Origin of the sequence: Pseudoxanthomonas sp. J35, assembly GCF_000513995.1 — a bacterium.
In the GTDB taxonomy this organism is placed as follows: Bacteria; Pseudomonadota; Gammaproteobacteria; order Xanthomonadales; family Xanthomonadaceae; genus Pseudoxanthomonas.
Genome location: NZ_KI911337.1, coordinates 135,035 through 151,007 on the forward strand (window position 1 = coordinate 135,035; position 15,973 = coordinate 151,007).

Sequence of the window (15,973 nt, forward strand, 5' to 3'; positions counted from 1 at the left end):
GCACTGCTCCCGGCGTTGTTCAGCCGTGTTGTTCGTTCTCCACGGGACCCGAGCCGAGGTACCAGCTGGCGGCGCCGACGACGCCCAGCTGCCCGTGTTCGACCAGCCGCACCGACACGCGCTCGAGCGCCTCGCGCATCGGGCCCTTGTTGAGGAAGCGCGCGACGAAATCGCTGCGGACCAGGAATTCGCGGATCTGCGGCAGGATCCCGCCGGCGAGGTAGACGCCCTGCACGCCGTACAGCAGGGCCATGTCGCCGACCGTGCTGCCGAGCAGTCCGCAGAACACTTCCAGGCTTTCGCGCGCCAGCGGGTCGGTGCCGGCCAGCGCCGCCGCGGTGACGTCGCCGGGGCGCCCATGTACCGGATCGCTGCCACGCAGCGCGCACAGCACGGTGTAGAGGTTCATCAGGCCTGGGCCGGACAGCGCGTGCTCGACCGGCACGTGGCTGCGCTGGGCCAGCATCTGCCGCAGCAGCGCCATCTCCACTTCGGTGCCGACCGCCAGCGCGGACTGGCCGGCCTCGGTGGCCAGCACCACCGGCCGCGTCGCCGTGGGGATCCACACCGCCGCGCCCAGCCCGGTGCCCGGGCCCAGCACCAGCACCGGTCCGCGCGCGGTTTCGGCGGGGCCGGCCAGCTGCAGCACCTCGCTCTCGTCGAGGTGGGCGACGGCGTGCGCGACCGCTTCGAAATCGTTGACCAGGTGCACCGCGTCGAGGCCCAGCGCATCGCGGATCGCCGAGGGCGACAGCGTCCAGGGCAGGTTGGCGGCGATCACCGTGCCGTCGTCCAGCGGATAGCCGGCGCTGGCGATCACCGCCACGCGCGGCGCGGCGGCTTCGCCGCGGGCCTGGACGATGCCTTCGATGAACTCGCGCAGGATCGCATCCAGGCCGGCGTAGTCGGCGCAGCGGAACTTGCTGTAGGCGATGACCTGCAGCGGCGCGCCGGTACCGGCGGCCTCGACCAGGCCGATGCGCACGTGGGTGCCGCCGACGTCGGCCGCGATGAACGGCCGGGGCGGTTGGACTGGCGTAGGTGTTGCGGTAGCGGCTGCTGGCACGCGTCTTTCCCCGTCGCTTGTGTGCCCGGACGTCCTGCCCTGGGCACGGAACGGGGCCGAGTCTGGGATTGCCTTGACAACGATGTCAAGACTTTCCGGACACGCACGGGGATCCACCCGGCCGATCCGGGCGAAAACTGGAACGGTGGTGGAGTCGGTGCGGTATTGCCAGCAAAAAAGGCGTCAAAACAGACGCATAGACGTATTCATATTCGCCGGTTGGCGAGTGATGGCTGCTGCATTGCAGCGGAATATGCGCTTGTCGCACCCCCGCCAGGTTGACAAGCGGGCCGTCGCGAACGAATAAATGTGACAACGTTGTTCCCAGCATCGGCCCGCAACGGGCCACGCCCAACCCGGGGAGGCAGTGCACGGAATGTCAGCGACCACCACCGCGCAGGCGCGCAGCGGACTGGCCACGTCGATCGCGGTCGTCGGCGGCCTGTTCTTCATCATCGGCTTCTTCACCTGGATCAACGGGCCGCTGATCAGCTTCGTCCAGCTCGCCTTCGACGTCAGCGAGATCTCGGCGTTCCTGGTGTTGATGGTGTTCTACCTGTCGTACTTCTTCCTCGCCCTGCCGGCGTCGTGGATCCTGCGCCGCACCGGCATGAAGAAGGGCCTGGCGCTGAGCCTGGCGGTGATGGCCGGCGGTGCGGCGATGTTCGGCCAGTTCGCCACGCAGCGCTGGTTCGGCGGCGCGCTGGGCGGGCTGTTCGTGATCGGTGGCGGCCTGGCGCTGCTGCAGACCGCGGTGAACCCGTACATCTCCATCCTCGGCCCGATCGAGAGCGCGGCCCGGCGCATCGCGCTGATGGGCATCTGCAACAAGGTCGCCGGCATGCTCGCGCCGGTGCTGCTCGGCTCGCTGGTGCTGCATGGCATCGGCGACCTGGAGGCGCAGGTGCAGGCGGCCGATGCCGCCGCGCGCGCGCAGCTGCTCGACGGTTTCGCCGCCAAGATCCACGCGCCCTACCTGGTGATGGCCGGGCTGCTGCTGGCGGTGGCGGTGGCGGTGCTGTTCTCGCCGCTGCCGGACCTGCGCAGCGAGGAAGCCAACGCGGTGCCGGCCGGCGCGGCGACCCAGCGCCGCAGCGTGTTCCAGTTCCCGCACCTGTGGCTGGGCGTGCTGTGCCTGTTCGTGTACGTGGGCGTGGAGGTGCTGGCCGGCGACGCGATCGGCACCTACGGCCGCGGCTTCCACCTGCCGCTGGACCAGACCAAGTTCTTCACCTCCTTCACCCTCGGCGCGATGCTGCTGGGCTACCTCACCGGGCTGGCGCTGATCCCGCGCTTCGTCTCGCAGGAGCGGTGGCTGAGCGTGTCGGCGCTGCTGGGCGTGCTGTTCGCGGTCGGCGCGCTGCTGACCCGCGGCTACGTCTCGGTGGGCTTCGTCGCCGCGCTGGGCTTCGCCAACGCGATGATGTGGCCGGCGATCTTCCCGCTGGCGATCCGCGGCCTGGGCCGCTTCACCGAGACCGGTTCGGCGCTGCTGATCATGGGAATCGCCGGTGGCGCGATCATCCCGCAGGCCTTCGCCGTGCTGAAGCAGCACTACGACTTCCAGTGGGTGTTCGCCGGCCTTGCCGTGCCCTGTTACCTGTACATCCTGTTCTACGCGCTGCGCGGTCATCGCGCCGGGCTGACCGGGGCGCGCTGATCGCGCATCATTGAAGGCAGTCGGGAACCGGACGAAGAAGCGATGCGCAGGCCCACCATCAAGGACGTCGCCGAGCGGGCCAAGGTCTCGCTGAAGACCGTGTCGCGGGTGATCAACAACGAGCCTTCGGTGATGCAGGCGACGCGCTCGCGGGTGCTGGCCGCCATCGCCGAGCTGGACTACGAACCGGACGCGACCGCACGCAACCTGCGCAGCGGCACTCCGTTCGTGATCGGCCTGGTCTACGACAACCCCAACCCGTACCACATCATCGGCGTGCAGAACGGCGTGCTGGCGGCCTGCCGCGAGACCGGTTTCGGCCTGCAGATCCAGCCCTGCGACTCGACCTCGCCGCTGCTGGCCGAGGAACTGGCCGAGTTCGTGCAGCGTTCGCGCCTGGCCGGGCTGGTGCTGACCGCGCCGATGTCCGAGCGCGCCGACCTGGTCGCGGCGCTGGTGGCGCGCGGCATCCGCGTGGTGCGGATCATCGCCGCCACCGAGGATCCCGGCGACGGCCCCTGCGTCTACATCGACGACCGCGACGCGGCCTACGAGGTCACCGAGCACCTGATCCAGCTCGGCCACCAGCGCATCGGCTTCCTCTGGGGCGGGGCGCAGCACCGCTCCTCCGGCGAGCGCTATGCCGGCTACGAGGCGGCGCTGAAGGACTACGGCATCCCGCTGGACAAGCACCTGGTGGTGCCGGGCGACTACACCTTCGACGACGGTTTCCGCGGCGCGCGCCGCCTGCTGGCGCTGCGCGAGCCGCCGACCGCGATCTTCGGCAGCAACGACGAGATCGCCGCCGGCGTGCTGGCGGCGGCCAAGTCGGTGGGGCTCAACGTGCCCTACGACCTGTCGATCGCCGGCTTCGAGGACAGCCCGTTCTCGCGGCAGTCATGGCCGCCGCTGACCACCGCCAAGCAGGCCACCGAGGACATCGCCCGCCACGCCGCGCGCCTGCTGATCGGCAGCCTGCGCCAGGATGCCTACGCCGAACACCCTCTGGCCGTGACCAACCAGGGCTTCGTGCCGCAGCTGGTGGTGCGCGGCTCCACCGCGCCGGCGCCGCTGCAGGCGCGGCCGCGACCCGCCACGCCCTCCTCCGAAGCATGACCATGCCGCCGCAGCTGCCTGCCGAAACCGCAACGCTGATGCACCGCGAGGCCGCCGAGGCGGCCGATGTCGTCGCCACGCAGTTCGCGCGCAACCGCGACACCGTCGCCGCGCTGGCCGCGCGCCTGCGCGATGCGCCGCCGCCGTTCGTGGCCACCTGCGCGCGCGGCAGCTCCGACCACGCCGCCACCTACGCCAAGTACCTGTTCGAGACGCGGCTGGGCGTGGTGACGGCCTCGCTGTCGCCCTCGGTCGGATCGGTCTACGAGGCGCCGTTGCGCCTGCGCGGCGCACTGTTCATCGCCGTGTCGCAGTCCGGCAGGAGCCCGGACCTGCTGCGCAATGCCGAGGCGGCGAAGGTGGCGGGCGCGCACGTGCTGGCGCTGGTCAACGTCGAGGATTCGCCGCTGGCGGCGCTGGCCGATACGGTGCTGCCGCTGTGCGCCGGCCCGGAGCGCAGCGTGGCGGCGACCAAGAGCTACCTGGCCTCGCTGGCGGCGATCGCGCAGCTGGGCGCGTACTGGTCCGGCGACGCGGCGCTGCTGTCGGCGCTGGATGCATTGCCCGATGCGCTGCGCGGGGCGTGGCAGCAGGACTGGTCGCCGCTGGCCGACGGGCTGGTGGATGCTTGCAACCTGTTCGTGCTCGGCCGCGGCCTGGGCCTGGGCGCGGCGCAGGAGGCGGCGCTGAAGTTCAAGGAAACCTGCGGCCTGCACGCCGAGGCGTACAGTTCGGCCGAGGTGAAGCACGGGCCGATGGCCCTGGTCGGCGCCGGCTTCCCGGTGCTGGTGTTCGCCCAGCCGGACGAAACCGGTGCCGGCGCGGTCGCGGTCGCCGACGAGTTCCGCGCGCGCGGCGCGCAGGTGTGGCTGGCCGGGCAGGGCGGCGCGCCGGAAGGGCGCCTGCCGCTGCCTGAGGCGCCGCATCCGGCGCTGGCGCCACTGCTCACCGTGCAGGCCTTCTACCGCGCGATCAACGCGCTGGCGCTGCGCCGCGGCCACGACCCGGACCTGCCGCCGCACCTCAACAAGGTCACGGAGACGGTGTGATGGCCACGACCGCCCTGCTCAACGCACGCGTGCTGGCCGGCGAAAACCTGCAGGACGGCCTGGCCGTCCTCGTCCGCGACGGCAGCATCGCCTCGGTGCTGCCGGCGGAACAGGCACGTGCGCAGGCCAGCGCGGTGCACGACCTCGGTGGCGGCATCCTGTTGCCTGGCTTCATCGATGCCCAGGTCAACGGCGGCGGCGGGGTGCTGTTCAACAACGACACCACGGCCGAGGCGATCGCCGCGATCGGCCGCGCGCACCGGCGCTTCGGCACCACCGGCTTCCTGCCGACGCTGATCAGCGACGACGCGCCGGTGATGGCACGCGCGGTGGCGGCCACGCGCGAGGCGATCGCCGCCGGCGTACCCGGCGTGCTGGGTGTGCACCTGGAGGGGCCGTACATCGCGCCGGCGCGCAAGGGCACGCACGACGCCAGCAAGTTCCGCGTGCCCGATGCCGCGGAAGTGGCGATGGCCACCTCGCTGGACAACGGCGTCACCCTGGTCACCCTGGCGCCGGAGCAGGTGCCGCTGGAGACCATCCGCGCCATGGTCGCGCGCGGCGCGATCGTCGCCGCCGGCCACACCGCCGCGACCTACGAACAGGCGCGCGCCGGCCTGGAGGCGGGCCTGCGCGGCTTCACCCACCTGTACAACGCGATGTCGCCGCTGCAAGGGCGCGAGCCGGGCGCAGTGGGCGCCGCGCTGGAGGACCGCGAGGCCTGGTGCGGGGTCATCGTCGACGGCGTGCACGTGCATCCGGCCAGCCTGCGCGTGGCGCTGGCGGCCAAGCCGCGCGGCAAGGTCTACCTGGTCACCGACGCGATGCCGATGGTCGGCGCCGACGATCCCTCGTTCGCGCTGTACGGCGAGGTGATCACCGCGGTCGACGGCGTGGTGCGCAATGCCGCCGGTGCGCTGGCCGGTTCGGCGCTGGACATGGCCACGGCGGTGCGCAACAGCGTGCGTCTGCTGGGCCTGCCGCTGGAGGAGGCCGCGCGCATGGCCTCGACCTATCCGGCACGGTTCCTCCGGCTCGACGACCGCCTGGGCCGCATCGCGGCCGGCTACCGCGCCGACCTGGTGCTGCTGGACGAGGCGTTGCAGGTGCGCGCGACCTGGATCGGCGGCGCGCGCGAGGACGTGGCATGAACCCGGTACCGGCCGCGGCCTGATGGGTGGCGGCCCGGCCACTCCGCCGCGCTTCGCCTCGGTCGACGCCCTGCGTGGGTCGACCGTGGCGGCGATGCTGCTGGTCAACACGCCTGGCGACTGGGGCCACGTCTACGCGCCGCTGCTGCATGCGTCCTGGCATGGCTGCACGCCGGCCGACCTGGTGTTCCCGTTCTTCCTCTTCATCGTCGGCGTGTCGATCGCGCTGGGCGTGGTGCCGCGCGCCGAGGCCGGGGTCGACCGCGGCGTGCTCGGGCGCGCGGTGCTGGTGCGCTCGCTGCGGATCGTCGGTCTCGGCCTGCTGCTGCACCTGCTGGCGTGGTGGTGGCTGGACCAGGCGTACTTCCGTCCATGGGGCGTGCTGCAGCGGATCGGCCTGTGCTTCCTCGGCGCCGGCACGGTCGCGCTGTGGCTGAAGCCGCGCGCGCAGTGGCTCCTGCTCACCGTGCTGCTGCTGGGCTGGTGGGCATTGCTGGCGCTCGGCGGCAGCCTCGACCCCTGGGACAACCTCGCCAGCCGCATCGACGATGCGCTCGCCGGCCCATGGCTGTACCAGCATGACCCGGCAAGCGGACGCGGCCACGATCCCGAAGGGCTGCCGAGCACCCTGGGTGCGCTGGCGACCACGCTGCTGGGGCTGCGTGCCGGCGACTGGTTGCGCCGAGGCGCCACGCCGCGGCTGTGGTGGTCGGGCTTTGCTCTGTTGCTGGTCGGCCTGGCCTGGTCGCTGCTGCTGCCCTGGAACAAGAACCTGTGGACGTCCTCCTGCGTGGCCTGGACCGGCGGCTGGGCGATGCTGGCGCTGGCCATCGCGCATGCGCTGGTGGACCGGCGCGGCTGGCCGGCGCTGGGGCGCAGTCTCGGCGTCAATGCGATCGCCGCGTACGCGGGTTCGGCGGTGATGGTCTATGCGCTCGCCGCGCTGGGCTGGTGGGGGCCGCTCTACGAGGTCGCGTTCGCCGGCTGGATGACGCCGCGCTTCGGTCCGTACCTGCCGTCGCTGGCGTTCGCGCTGGCGTTCGTCGCGCTGTGGTGGCGGGTGGTGCGCTGGATGGACCGGCGTCGCCTGTACATCAGGATCTGACCCCGCCCCGTGCCCGCGGCGCGGCGGTGCCGGCGAGGGTGCCGGCGCTGCTGCGATCGGGCTGCCGATGGCCGGCCCCCGTTCGCGGTGCAGAATGCGGCGGACGGCTGGCGGGCGTGGACTCCCGCGGCCACACACCGGCAGGAGGTGCACGTGGCTGGAGGCCCATGCAGCCGCGCTGATGGCGGTCGTGTTCATCATCCTGGGTGTGGCCCTGGCGGCCAGCGGCGCCGACGGGCTGTAGCGCCGGCCGGGCGCACGCGAAGGGGGCGCACCGGTGGTGCCGCGAAGGCTGCGCGGTGGCGCCGGCTCAGGTATCGCAGCGCGCGGCCCGTTCCAGCAGCAGCTTGCGCTCGCGGGCGTTGCCGGCCAGCTCCGCGGCGCGTTCGAACTCCGCGCGTGCTTCGTCCAGCCGTCCCAGCCGGAACAGGAGGTCGCCGCGCACGCTGGGCAGCAGGTGGTAGTTGGCCAGCTTCGGTCCGTCGCGCAACGCGTCCACGCTTTCCAGCGCCACCGCCGGGCCCGATGCCATCGACACCGCCACCGCGCGGTTGAGCTCGACCACCGGCGATGGCGCCAGCTGCACCAGTGCGTCGTACAACGCGACGATCCGCGCCCAGTCGGTGTCCGCGGCGGTGGGCGCGCGGGCGTGGCAGGCGGCGAGCGCGGCCTGCAGCGCGTAGGGGCCGAGGGTGCCGCCAAGCTGGCGCGCACGCTCCAGCGCCTCCAGACCGCGTCCGATCAGCAGGCGGTCCCAGCGCGAACGGTCCTGGTCGAGCAGCAGCACCGGCTCGCCGTCCGGGCCGGTGCGCGCGTGCAGGCGCGAGGCCTGGATCTCCATCAGCGCGACCAGGCCGTGGACCTCCGGCTCCCGCGGCATCAGTCCGGCCAGCACCCGGCCCAGGCGCAGCGCTTCATCGCACAGCGCCGGGCGCACCCAGTCGTCGCCGCTGGTCGCCGCGTAGCCTTCGTTGAACACCAGGTAGATCACGCCGAGCACCGCCGACAGGCGCTCGGGAAGTTCCTCGCGCCGCGGGATCTCGAACGGCACGTTGGCCTCGGCCAGGGTGCGCTTGGCGCGGACGATGCGCTGGGCGATGGCCGGCTCGCTGGCGAGGAAGGCGCGGGCGATCTCGCCGGTCTCCAGGCCACCGAGCAGTCGCAGGGTCAGGGCTACCCGCGATTCCGGCGGCAGCACCGGGTGGCAGGCGATGAACATCAGCCGCAGCACGTCGTCGCCGACCGGATCGTCGAGCAGCGACTCGTCGCGCTCGCCGGCCTCCTCCTGCCACTGCTCCAGCTCGTAGGCGACCTCGACGTGCTTCTGCTCGCGCAGCTTGAGGTGGCGCAGGCGGTCGATCGCGCGGTTGCGCGCGGTGGTCGTCAGCCACGCGCCCGGGTTGTCGGGCACGCCGGTTTCCGGCCATTTCTCCAGCGCGGCGACCAGCGCGTCCTGCGCCAGCTCCTCGGCCAGGCCGACGTCGCGTACCATCCGGGTGAGGCCGGCGATGACGCGCGCCGACTCCATCCGCCAGACCGCGTCGATGGTGCGATGGATCTCCGCGTGGGGGGCTGCGGGGCTCATGCGATGCGATCACAACACCGGGGCGCGGCGCGGGCAAGCCCCGCCCCGTGCGTCGCCAGCCAGGGCAGGGCGCGGGCGGCTCAGCCGCGGCTCCCGATCTGCTCGCGCAGGCGTCGTTCCTGTTCGTGCAGTTCCGGAGTGAATTCCGCGCCGAAGTCCTCTTCCTCGAACACCGGGCGGATCTCGATCTCGCTGTCCTCGGGCATCGGGTTGGGGCAACGCCGGACCCATTCGATGGCTTCTTCCATCGAACGCACCTGCCACAGCCAGAACCCGGCGACCAGCTCCTTGGTCTCGGTGAAGGGGCCGTCGACCACGCTGCGCTGCCTGCCGGAGAAGCGTACCCGCACCCCCTTCGAACTTGGATGGAGTCCCTCGCCCGCCAGCATTACCCCGGCCCTGACCAGTTCCTCGTTGTAGCGGCCCATGTCGGCGAGCAGTTGCCCGCTGGGCAGCTCGCCCGCTTCCGAGCTGGGAGTCGCCTTGACCATCACCATCACGCGCATGCGGGCTCTCCATGGCGGGCGCCCGATGCGCCCCTCTGGCACCTCGACGTCCGATGCGGCCGGGAATCGACATCCGCAGGGGCCGGCAGCGGGCGGCCGGCACCGGCGGCGTGCCGTGGTGGGCTGCCTACCCGCTGCGGCGCCCGCGCATCTGGCGCAGGCCCCGATGGGCCCGATGCGCAAGGGCGAGGTACATGAAGCCGCCCGCGGCCACGTGGGCGAGGGCCGCGCCGGTGGTGCCCAGCCGCGGGACCAGTACCGCCAGCAGCAGGACCTGCAGCGCCGCGGCGGCGGCCACCGTGCGGAGCAGGGCGCGGTTCTCGCCCTGGTGCTTGAGCCAGGTCGGGGCCATCGCGAACACGGTGCCGATCGCGGTACCGACGGCGAGGATGCGCAGGGCGTTGGCCCCTTCGGCCACGAAGGCCGGGTGGAACAGCCCCACCAGCTGCGGGGCGAACCCGAACACGACCGCGAGGTAGAGGGCCAGCGGCACGACCAGCCGGCGCGCACGAACCACATCAGCTGCTCGCCGGCCATGTAGTTGGCGTTGAAGGCGAGGCCGCGCGCCCGCGGCAGGCCGCCCTGTTCCGGGTCCTTGTACCAGGCGGTGAGGTGGATGTTGTTGGCGTCCATCGCCGCGCGCGCGTGGATCGGCGTGCGCGTCCGCGCCAGCGAGGTGAAGCCGACTTCGAGCATGTAGAAGTGTTCGTCCTTGCTGAAGAAGTCGTCGATGGTGCTGCCGGTGTCGCTGCTGTGCACGGTGAACACACCCGGCTTGACGTACAGGCCGCCGCTGGTCGGATACCAGGCCGCCACCGCGCCGAAGCCGCGCAGCGGCGAAGCGATGCTCGGGCTGGTGGAGAACGCCTGGGTCAGGAACTGGCGGTTGTCGTCGAAGAACGGATAGGCGTTGAGGAAGTTCGGCGCGAAGATCTTGCCGATCGTGTAGTGGAAGCGGTTGCCGGCCAGGTTCTGCCGGATATAGGCCTGGGTGACGCCCAGGCTGAAGTCGCCATAGGTGGCGGCGGTGGGGATCATCGAACCGGTGGCCATGCCCGCCTGCAGCGGCGCCAGGTCCGTGCCGAGCGGGCGGCGGTCCTCGACCGCCACGTCCAGCGACAGTGCATTGGCCTGGCCGCGGTTGAACAGGTCGTAGGAGAAGTTCAGGGTCAGCTTGCTGCCCACCGCGTCGTGCTGGTCGATGAGGCTGCTGGAATAGTTCTGCCACAACACCATCAGCGATCCGCCGAAGGTGCGCCCGGTGTCTTCACGTACCCGGTTCTTCCAGGCGAACCAGGAGCCCATCGAGGTCGGCCGCCGCATCCAGCCGGCGGGACGGGCGGTGTCTTCCGCCAGGTCGCCCTGCACCGACATCGTGGTGTCGAGCAGGTCCGGATAGGGTTCGCGGTCGGCGATGTCGGCGAGGGTGAGGTCGAGTGGTTCCGGCTCGCCCGCGGCCGTCGGGGTTTCCTGCTGCGCGAACGCGTTCCCGCCGGCCAGCAGCAGGCACAGCGCCGCCGCAGCGCGCCCCGATGCGGAGGGGCGCGGACATTCCTGCGCCGCAGCGCGGCCAGGATGCCGGCCGCACCGATGTAGCCGGTGATGTAGTCGTTCATCACCAGCGTCGGCGGGAACCGCGGCACGCCGGTGCCGCGGCCCTCGACGAGGGTGAAGCCGGTGGTGGACACGCCTTCCATGTCGAACGCGGCGCGATCGCCCCACGGGCCTTCCCAGCCATAGCCGCGCACCGACAGGTAGACGATGCCGGGACGGCACGATGCGACCTCCTCCACGCCGAAGCCCAGGCGTTCCATCGAGCGGCCGCGGAAGCCCTCGATGAACACGTCCGCCTGCCGAAGCAGGCCGGCGAAGCGCTGGTTATGCGCCTGGTCGCGCAGGTCCACCCAGGCCGAGCGCATGCCGACGTTGACGTCGACCACCAGCGCCTCGTGCTCGAAGCTCTGGTCGCGGGCGATATGCAGCACGTCCGCGCCGTACTCGGCCAGGGTCCGCGCCGCGGTGGTACCGGCGATCACGTGCGTGCAGGAGACCACCTTCAGCCCGGACAACGGCCGCGACGGCCGGGCGGCGAACTCGCGCGTTGGCGCGTCGCCGATCTTCACCAGCTCGATCAGCGGCGTTCCGGCAAGGTAGCGGCCCTGCGGATGCGCCAGCCATTCCTCGCGGGTGCGATGCAGCACGCCCACGCCGTTGCGCGCCGCGAGCGCGTCCTCCAGTTCCTGCCCGTCGCGCTTCTTCACCGCCGAGCGGATCGCGGCCGCGTCGGGCGGCACCGCGAGCACCTCGAGTACGCGGTCCATCAGGTGCGGGTAGATGCCGGTGAGGTTGATGAAGCGGCCATCGCCGTTCTCCTCGCTGCCAGGTGCATGCCCTGTTGCAACGACGACGGGCGCCGGAAGCGGAAGTCGACAGGTGCCCCGGGCACGGGGAACGCCCTGGCGCTGGTTCCGATCCGCCGCGGTCGAGGAGGAGATCGCCGCGCTGCTGCAGGCGAAGGCGCGGGTCTTGGTCGACGGGAATTCGTCCCGGGCGGGGCGCCCTAGCCGGGACGGCGCAGCGTGCGGGCGGCGGCGATCGCCGCTACCCGCGCGCGCTGCACGGCACGACCGACTTCCGGGCCGCTGAGGCCTTCTGCCAGGGCCAGGTCGCGCGCGTTCACCGCCGCGGCGGCGGCATGCAGGCGGCACAGTTCCGGTCCCTGCGGATACCCGGCGTCTTCGCTGCCGAGGCGGCCGCGCTTGTCGGCCTCGCAGCACAGGGCGACACGCGCCACCTGGCCCGGTTGGCGGAACGCGTCACAGCGTTCCAGCAGCTGCAGCACGGTGTCGTCGCGCAGTTCGGCCAGGCGATGCACGTTGAGGTGTTCGCGGCACACGACCTCGGCCAGGCGGCGATGCGCGGTGGGGATGCGCAGGCGCTCGCACAGCTTCGCCAGCGGCTTCAGCCCCGCGCTTTCGTGGCCGATGTGCTTCGGCAGCACGTGCGCCGGGGTGAGCGCCTTGCCGAGGTCGTGGGTGAGCGCGGCGAAGCCGACCAGGTCGTCGCCGGGGGCGAGGCGGGCGGCCATGTCGCTGACCAGTTCCTGGTGCCTGCCGGTATCCACTTCGGGATGGAACTCGGCGCGCTGTGGCACGCCGTACAGGGCGTCGACTTCCGGCAGCACCACGGCCAGGGCACCGCAGGCGCGCAGGGTGGCGAGGAAGGCGGAGGGCCGCGGCGCGGCCAGCGCCTTGCGCAGTTCCTGCCAGACGCGTTCGGCCACCAGGGTCTCCAGTTCGCCGCCTGCGACCATGCGTCGCATCAGCCCGATCGTTTCCGGGGCGACGGTGAATCCGAGCGGCGCGAAGCGGGCCATGAAGCGGGCGGCGCGCAGCACGCGCAGGGGATCCTCGGCGAACGCAGGGCCGATGTGGCGCAGCACGCGCCGTTCGATGTCGTCGGTGCCGCCGTACGGATCGATGAGGTTGCCGTGGGCGTCGCGGGCGATGGCGTTGATGGTGAAGTCGCGGCGCTGGAGGTCTTCTTCCAGGGTCACCGAGGGATCGGCGTCGACGACGAAGCCGCGGTGGCCGCGCCCGCTCTTGCGTTCGGTGCGGGCGAGGGCGTGTTCCTCGCCGGTGTCCGGATGCAGGAACACGGGAAAGTCGCGGCCGACGGGGCGGAAGCCGGCGTCGAGCATCTGTTGCGGGGTGGCGCCGACGACGACCCAGTCGCGGTCCCCGGGCGGCAGCCCCAGCAGCTCATCGCGGACCGCGCCGCCGACCAGGTAGGTTTCCATGGCGCGCATCGTATCGCGGCGGGAGGGTGCGCATGGGGTCGTTGCGGGATAGGCCCCGACGTCAGAGAGTGGCCGGGCAGGCGAACGCCTTGCGCTTGCCTTCGGTACGGCCGAGCATGCGTTCGCTCACCGGCAGGGCGTCGCCGTTGAGGCGCCAGTCGTAGATGGCGCTGAAGGCCAGCACGCGGGCGACGTAATCGCGGGTTTCCTTGTAGCTGATCGTCTCGATCCACAGGTCCGGATCGTGCGTGGGACGCTGCGACAGCCAGCGCGCGGTGGGCGTGGGGCCGGCGTTGTAGGCGGCGATGGCCTGGTAGGTGGCGCCGTACTTGTCTTCCATCTCGCGCAGGTAGGCGCTGCCCAGGGCGATGTTGATGGACGAGTCGTACAGGCTGTCGGCGCCGGAGTAGGGCAGGCCGGTACGGCGCGCCACGGCGGCGGCGGTGGATGGCAGCAGCTGCATCAGGCCGCGTGCATTCGCGGAGGAGCGCGCGGTCGGGGTGAAGATGCTCTCGGCGCGGATCTCCGCGGCGATCCACGCCGGATCCAGGCCGTTGCGCCTGGCCGCGGCGCGGATGTCGGCATCGTGGTGCAGGGGGAAGCGCAGTTCGTACAGGCGCTGTTCCTCGGGCACCTTGCCCAGCGCGAACACGGCACGGTCGAACCAGCCGTTTTCCTGCGCCAGCGCCACCGCGGCGCGGCGCCTCGGATCGTCGAAGCGGGACAGGGCGTCGTTCCACTCGCGCGTCGCCCAGCCGGCCTGGTCGATGCGGTACAGGGCCAGGGCGCGCTGCAGGGCCGGGTCGCGCGCGACCTCGGTGCGCAGCGACGGCGGGTCGCCCGGCTGCCAGGGGCACAGCGCATAGGGCAGGCCAAGGCGGTCGGCGGCGAGGAAGCCGTGGAAGTTGGACGAGGTGGCGGCGGCGCGGAACAGCGGCTGCGCCTCGGCGGCGCGTCCGGTCTTCTCCAGCATGCGGCCTTCGAACCAGCGCCAGCGCGCGTCCTCGCGCTGCTTTGCAGGCATCAGGCGGATGGCCTCCAGCGCCGCGGCCCAGTCGCCGCGCGCCATCGCCTCGCGCGCGCGCCATTCGTGCAGGCGTTCGTCGTAGGCCGCGGCCGGCACCGCGGCCAGGCGCCGCGCCGAATCCGGCAGGTACGAGGCCACCGTCCACAACGCGACCTGGTACAGCACCTTGCCGCGATCGGCTTCGGTCATGCCCAGCTGCGGCACCAGTTGCGCCAGGTGCCGTTCGGCGGCATCAGGATTGTTCTTGGCCAGCCGGGCGAGCCCGGCGGCGGCGACCTGGCGGCTGCGCGCGTCGCGAGGCCACTGCGAGGTGCGCGCGTGCGGCGCCTGCACGAAGGCGGCGTAGTCCTGGGCCAGGGCGAGCGCACTGGCCGGCAGCCCACGGGCGGCGGCGCGCATCACGCCCGGCTCACCCTCGGCGACGGCCAGGTCGAAGCGTTCCCAGCGCAGGGCGTCGTCCAGCCCGCCGCGCGCGGCCAGGCTGGCGAAGGTGCGGTCGCAGGCGTCGGGCAGCGACTTGCCGGTGCGCCACAGCGCCTGCGCCTGGGCGTTCCAGTCCGGATCGGTGCGGCCCAGCGCGGCCTGCGCGTTGAGCCGGGAGCAGCGCAGCGCCGGATCCTCGAGCGGGCGCCAGTCGGCAAGGAAGTCGCTCCACAGTTCGCGCCGCGCCAGCGAGGCCAGCCACAGCGGGCGCAGGGCACTGGCGACGGCCTGGCCGTCGTAGCGCTGCAGGAAGGCGCGGACCTGCGCCGCATCGGCGCGGTCGAGGTCGCGCGACAGGCGCGCGAACTCCACCCACGGCCAGCGTGGATCCGCGCGCAGCGCCGCATCGGAAACGCTGGCCGGCTCACCGCGCTGGGCGGCGGCGATGGCGGAGCGGATCGCCGCGTCGCTGGCGGCGGTGGCGGGAGCCTGCGCGTGCGCAAGCAGTGGAAACAGCGCGAGCAGCAGGGCCAGCCAGGGCTGGCGCAGGCTTCGCGAGGAAAGGATGGTGGCCGGACGCGACATGCGGTCGAATATACCCAACGGGCCTGAACGGCCGTGACGACGGCCGGCATGGCGTGTCGCGGTTGCTGCCCACCGCTGGAGCATTCCGTGTCGCTGCTGATCCTGCTGCTGTTCCCCGTGCTCGGCGTGGTTGCCGGCATCCTCGCCGGCCTGCTCGGGATCGGCGGTGGCCTGGTCCTGGTCGCCGCACTGGCGTGGCTGCTGCCGCTGGCCGGCGTGCCGCAGGAGTCGGCGATGCATGCGGCGCTGGCCAGTTCGCTGGCGAGCATCGTGCTTACCGGTGCCTCGTCGGCGCGCGCGCATGCGCGGCGCGGCAGCGTGCTGTGGCCCACGGTGGCGTGGATGGTGCCGGGCCTGCTGCTCGGCGGCTGGCTGGGCAGCGGCCTGGCGGTGGCGCTGGACGACAACGTGCTGCGCTGGATCGTCTCCGGCTACTGCCTGCTGGCGGCGTGGCAGATCGGCTTCGGCCGCACCCGCACGCCCGCCGATGGCAGCGAGGTGGCGCCGCCGCGCGGCTGGCCGATGACCGTCGCCGGCGGCGGCATCGGTGCGTTGTCGGCGGTGGTCGGCATCGGTGGCGGCAGCATGACCGTGCCGGTGCTGGTCTGGCGGGGCGTGGTGCCGGTGCGTGCGGTGGGCACTTCCAGCGCCTGCGGCGTGGCGATCGGGCTGGCCAGCGCGCTGGGGTATGCGCTGCACGCGCCGGTGGGGGCGCTGCCGGAATACGCGGTCGGCTATGTGTACCTGCCGGCGGCAATCGGCGTGGCGCTGGCCTCGGTCGTGGCCGCGCCGTGGGGCACGCGGCTGGCGCACCGGCTCAGCGGCAACGCGCTGCGCAAGGTGTTCGCGCTGTTCCTGCTGCTGGTGGGACTGAGCGTGCCCTGGTCGGGGTGAGGTCTGG

General features: G+C 72.3%; 12 protein-coding genes. 6 read left to right on the forward strand and 6 right to left on the reverse strand.

From position 1 onward, the window contains the following. Window positions 1–19 precede the first annotated feature (19 nt). The gene (locus PSEJ35_RS16475) at window positions 20–1,066 is read right to left on the reverse strand and encodes a glucokinase family protein (RefSeq protein ID WP_051412717.1); all 1,047 of its coding nucleotides are present in this window, start codon (window positions 1,064–1,066) and stop codon (window positions 20–22) included. A gap of 376 nt (window positions 1,067–1,442) precedes the next feature. Between PSEJ35_RS16475 and PSEJ35_RS0114860 the strand changes: the two genes are divergently transcribed. The 5 genes from PSEJ35_RS0114860 to PSEJ35_RS0114880 are packed head-to-tail and all read left to right on the forward strand — an operon-like array spanning window position 1,443 to window position 7,147. Further along, entirely contained in the window at window positions 1,443–2,726 is a 1,284-nt protein-coding gene (locus tag PSEJ35_RS0114860) for a sugar MFS transporter (RefSeq protein WP_028918461.1), read from the forward strand. A 42-nt stretch (window positions 2,727–2,768) separates the two neighbouring features. After that, window positions 2,769–3,842: a LacI family DNA-binding transcriptional regulator gene (locus PSEJ35_RS0114865; protein ID WP_028918462.1), complete on the forward strand. Its 1,074-nt coding sequence runs from the start codon at window positions 2,769–2,771 to the stop codon at window positions 3,840–3,842. Further along, window positions 3,839–4,891, forward strand: coding sequence for an SIS domain-containing protein (locus PSEJ35_RS0114870; RefSeq protein WP_028918463.1), 1,053 nt, complete (start codon window positions 3,839–3,841; stop codon window positions 4,889–4,891). The genes PSEJ35_RS0114865 and PSEJ35_RS0114870 overlap by 4 nt, the downstream gene beginning before the upstream one ends. Further along, a complete protein-coding gene (gene nagA, locus PSEJ35_RS0114875; RefSeq protein WP_028918464.1) occupies window positions 4,891–6,042 on the forward strand; it encodes an N-acetylglucosamine-6-phosphate deacetylase in 1,152 nt (383 codons plus the stop codon). The genes PSEJ35_RS0114870 and nagA overlap by 1 nt, the downstream gene beginning before the upstream one ends. A 22-nt stretch (window positions 6,043–6,064) precedes the next feature. After that, complete coding sequence (locus PSEJ35_RS0114880) at window positions 6,065–7,147, forward strand: heparan-alpha-glucosaminide N-acetyltransferase domain-containing protein (protein WP_037083501.1); 1,083 nt, start codon at window positions 6,065–6,067, stop codon at window positions 7,145–7,147. A gap of 310 nt (window positions 7,148–7,457) precedes the next feature. Here PSEJ35_RS0114880 and PSEJ35_RS0114890 read toward each other — a convergent pair whose 3' ends face one another. The 5 genes from PSEJ35_RS0114890 to PSEJ35_RS0114910 all read right to left on the reverse strand — a co-directional run bounded on the left by PSEJ35_RS0114890 (window position 7,458) and on the right by PSEJ35_RS0114910 (window position 15,072). Continuing rightward, window positions 7,458–8,732 (reverse strand): RNA polymerase sigma factor, encoded by a 1,275-nt coding sequence (locus PSEJ35_RS0114890; RefSeq protein ID WP_028918466.1) that lies wholly within the window; start codon window positions 8,730–8,732, stop codon window positions 7,458–7,460. An 80-nt stretch (window positions 8,733–8,812) separates the two neighbouring features. Further along, window positions 8,813–9,238, reverse strand: a complete 426-nt coding sequence (locus PSEJ35_RS0114895; protein WP_028918467.1) for a YciI family protein — start codon at window positions 9,236–9,238, stop codon at window positions 8,813–8,815. Window positions 9,239–10,473: 1,235 nt separating this feature from the next. Beyond that, on the reverse strand, window positions 10,474–11,559 hold the full coding sequence (locus tag PSEJ35_RS16480) for a CoA transferase (RefSeq protein WP_051412718.1): 1,086 nt from the start codon (window positions 11,557–11,559) through the stop codon (window positions 10,474–10,476). A gap of 239 nt (window positions 11,560–11,798) precedes the next feature. Further along, complete coding sequence (locus PSEJ35_RS0114905) at window positions 11,799–13,037, reverse strand: multifunctional CCA addition/repair protein (RefSeq protein ID WP_028918468.1); 1,239 nt, start codon at window positions 13,035–13,037, stop codon at window positions 11,799–11,801. Between the two features lie 61 nt (window positions 13,038–13,098). Further along, window positions 13,099–15,072, reverse strand: coding sequence for a transglycosylase SLT domain-containing protein (locus PSEJ35_RS0114910; protein ID WP_051412719.1), 1,974 nt, complete (start codon window positions 15,070–15,072; stop codon window positions 13,099–13,101). Between the two features lie 87 nt (window positions 15,073–15,159). Between PSEJ35_RS0114910 and PSEJ35_RS0114915 the strand changes: the two genes are divergently transcribed. Next, window positions 15,160–15,966 carry a sulfite exporter TauE/SafE family protein gene (locus PSEJ35_RS0114915; protein WP_232207686.1) on the forward strand — a complete coding sequence of 269 codons (807 nt, stop codon included), beginning with the start codon at window positions 15,160–15,162 and terminating at the stop codon, window positions 15,964–15,966. Window positions 15,967–15,973: the final 7 nt, after the last annotated feature.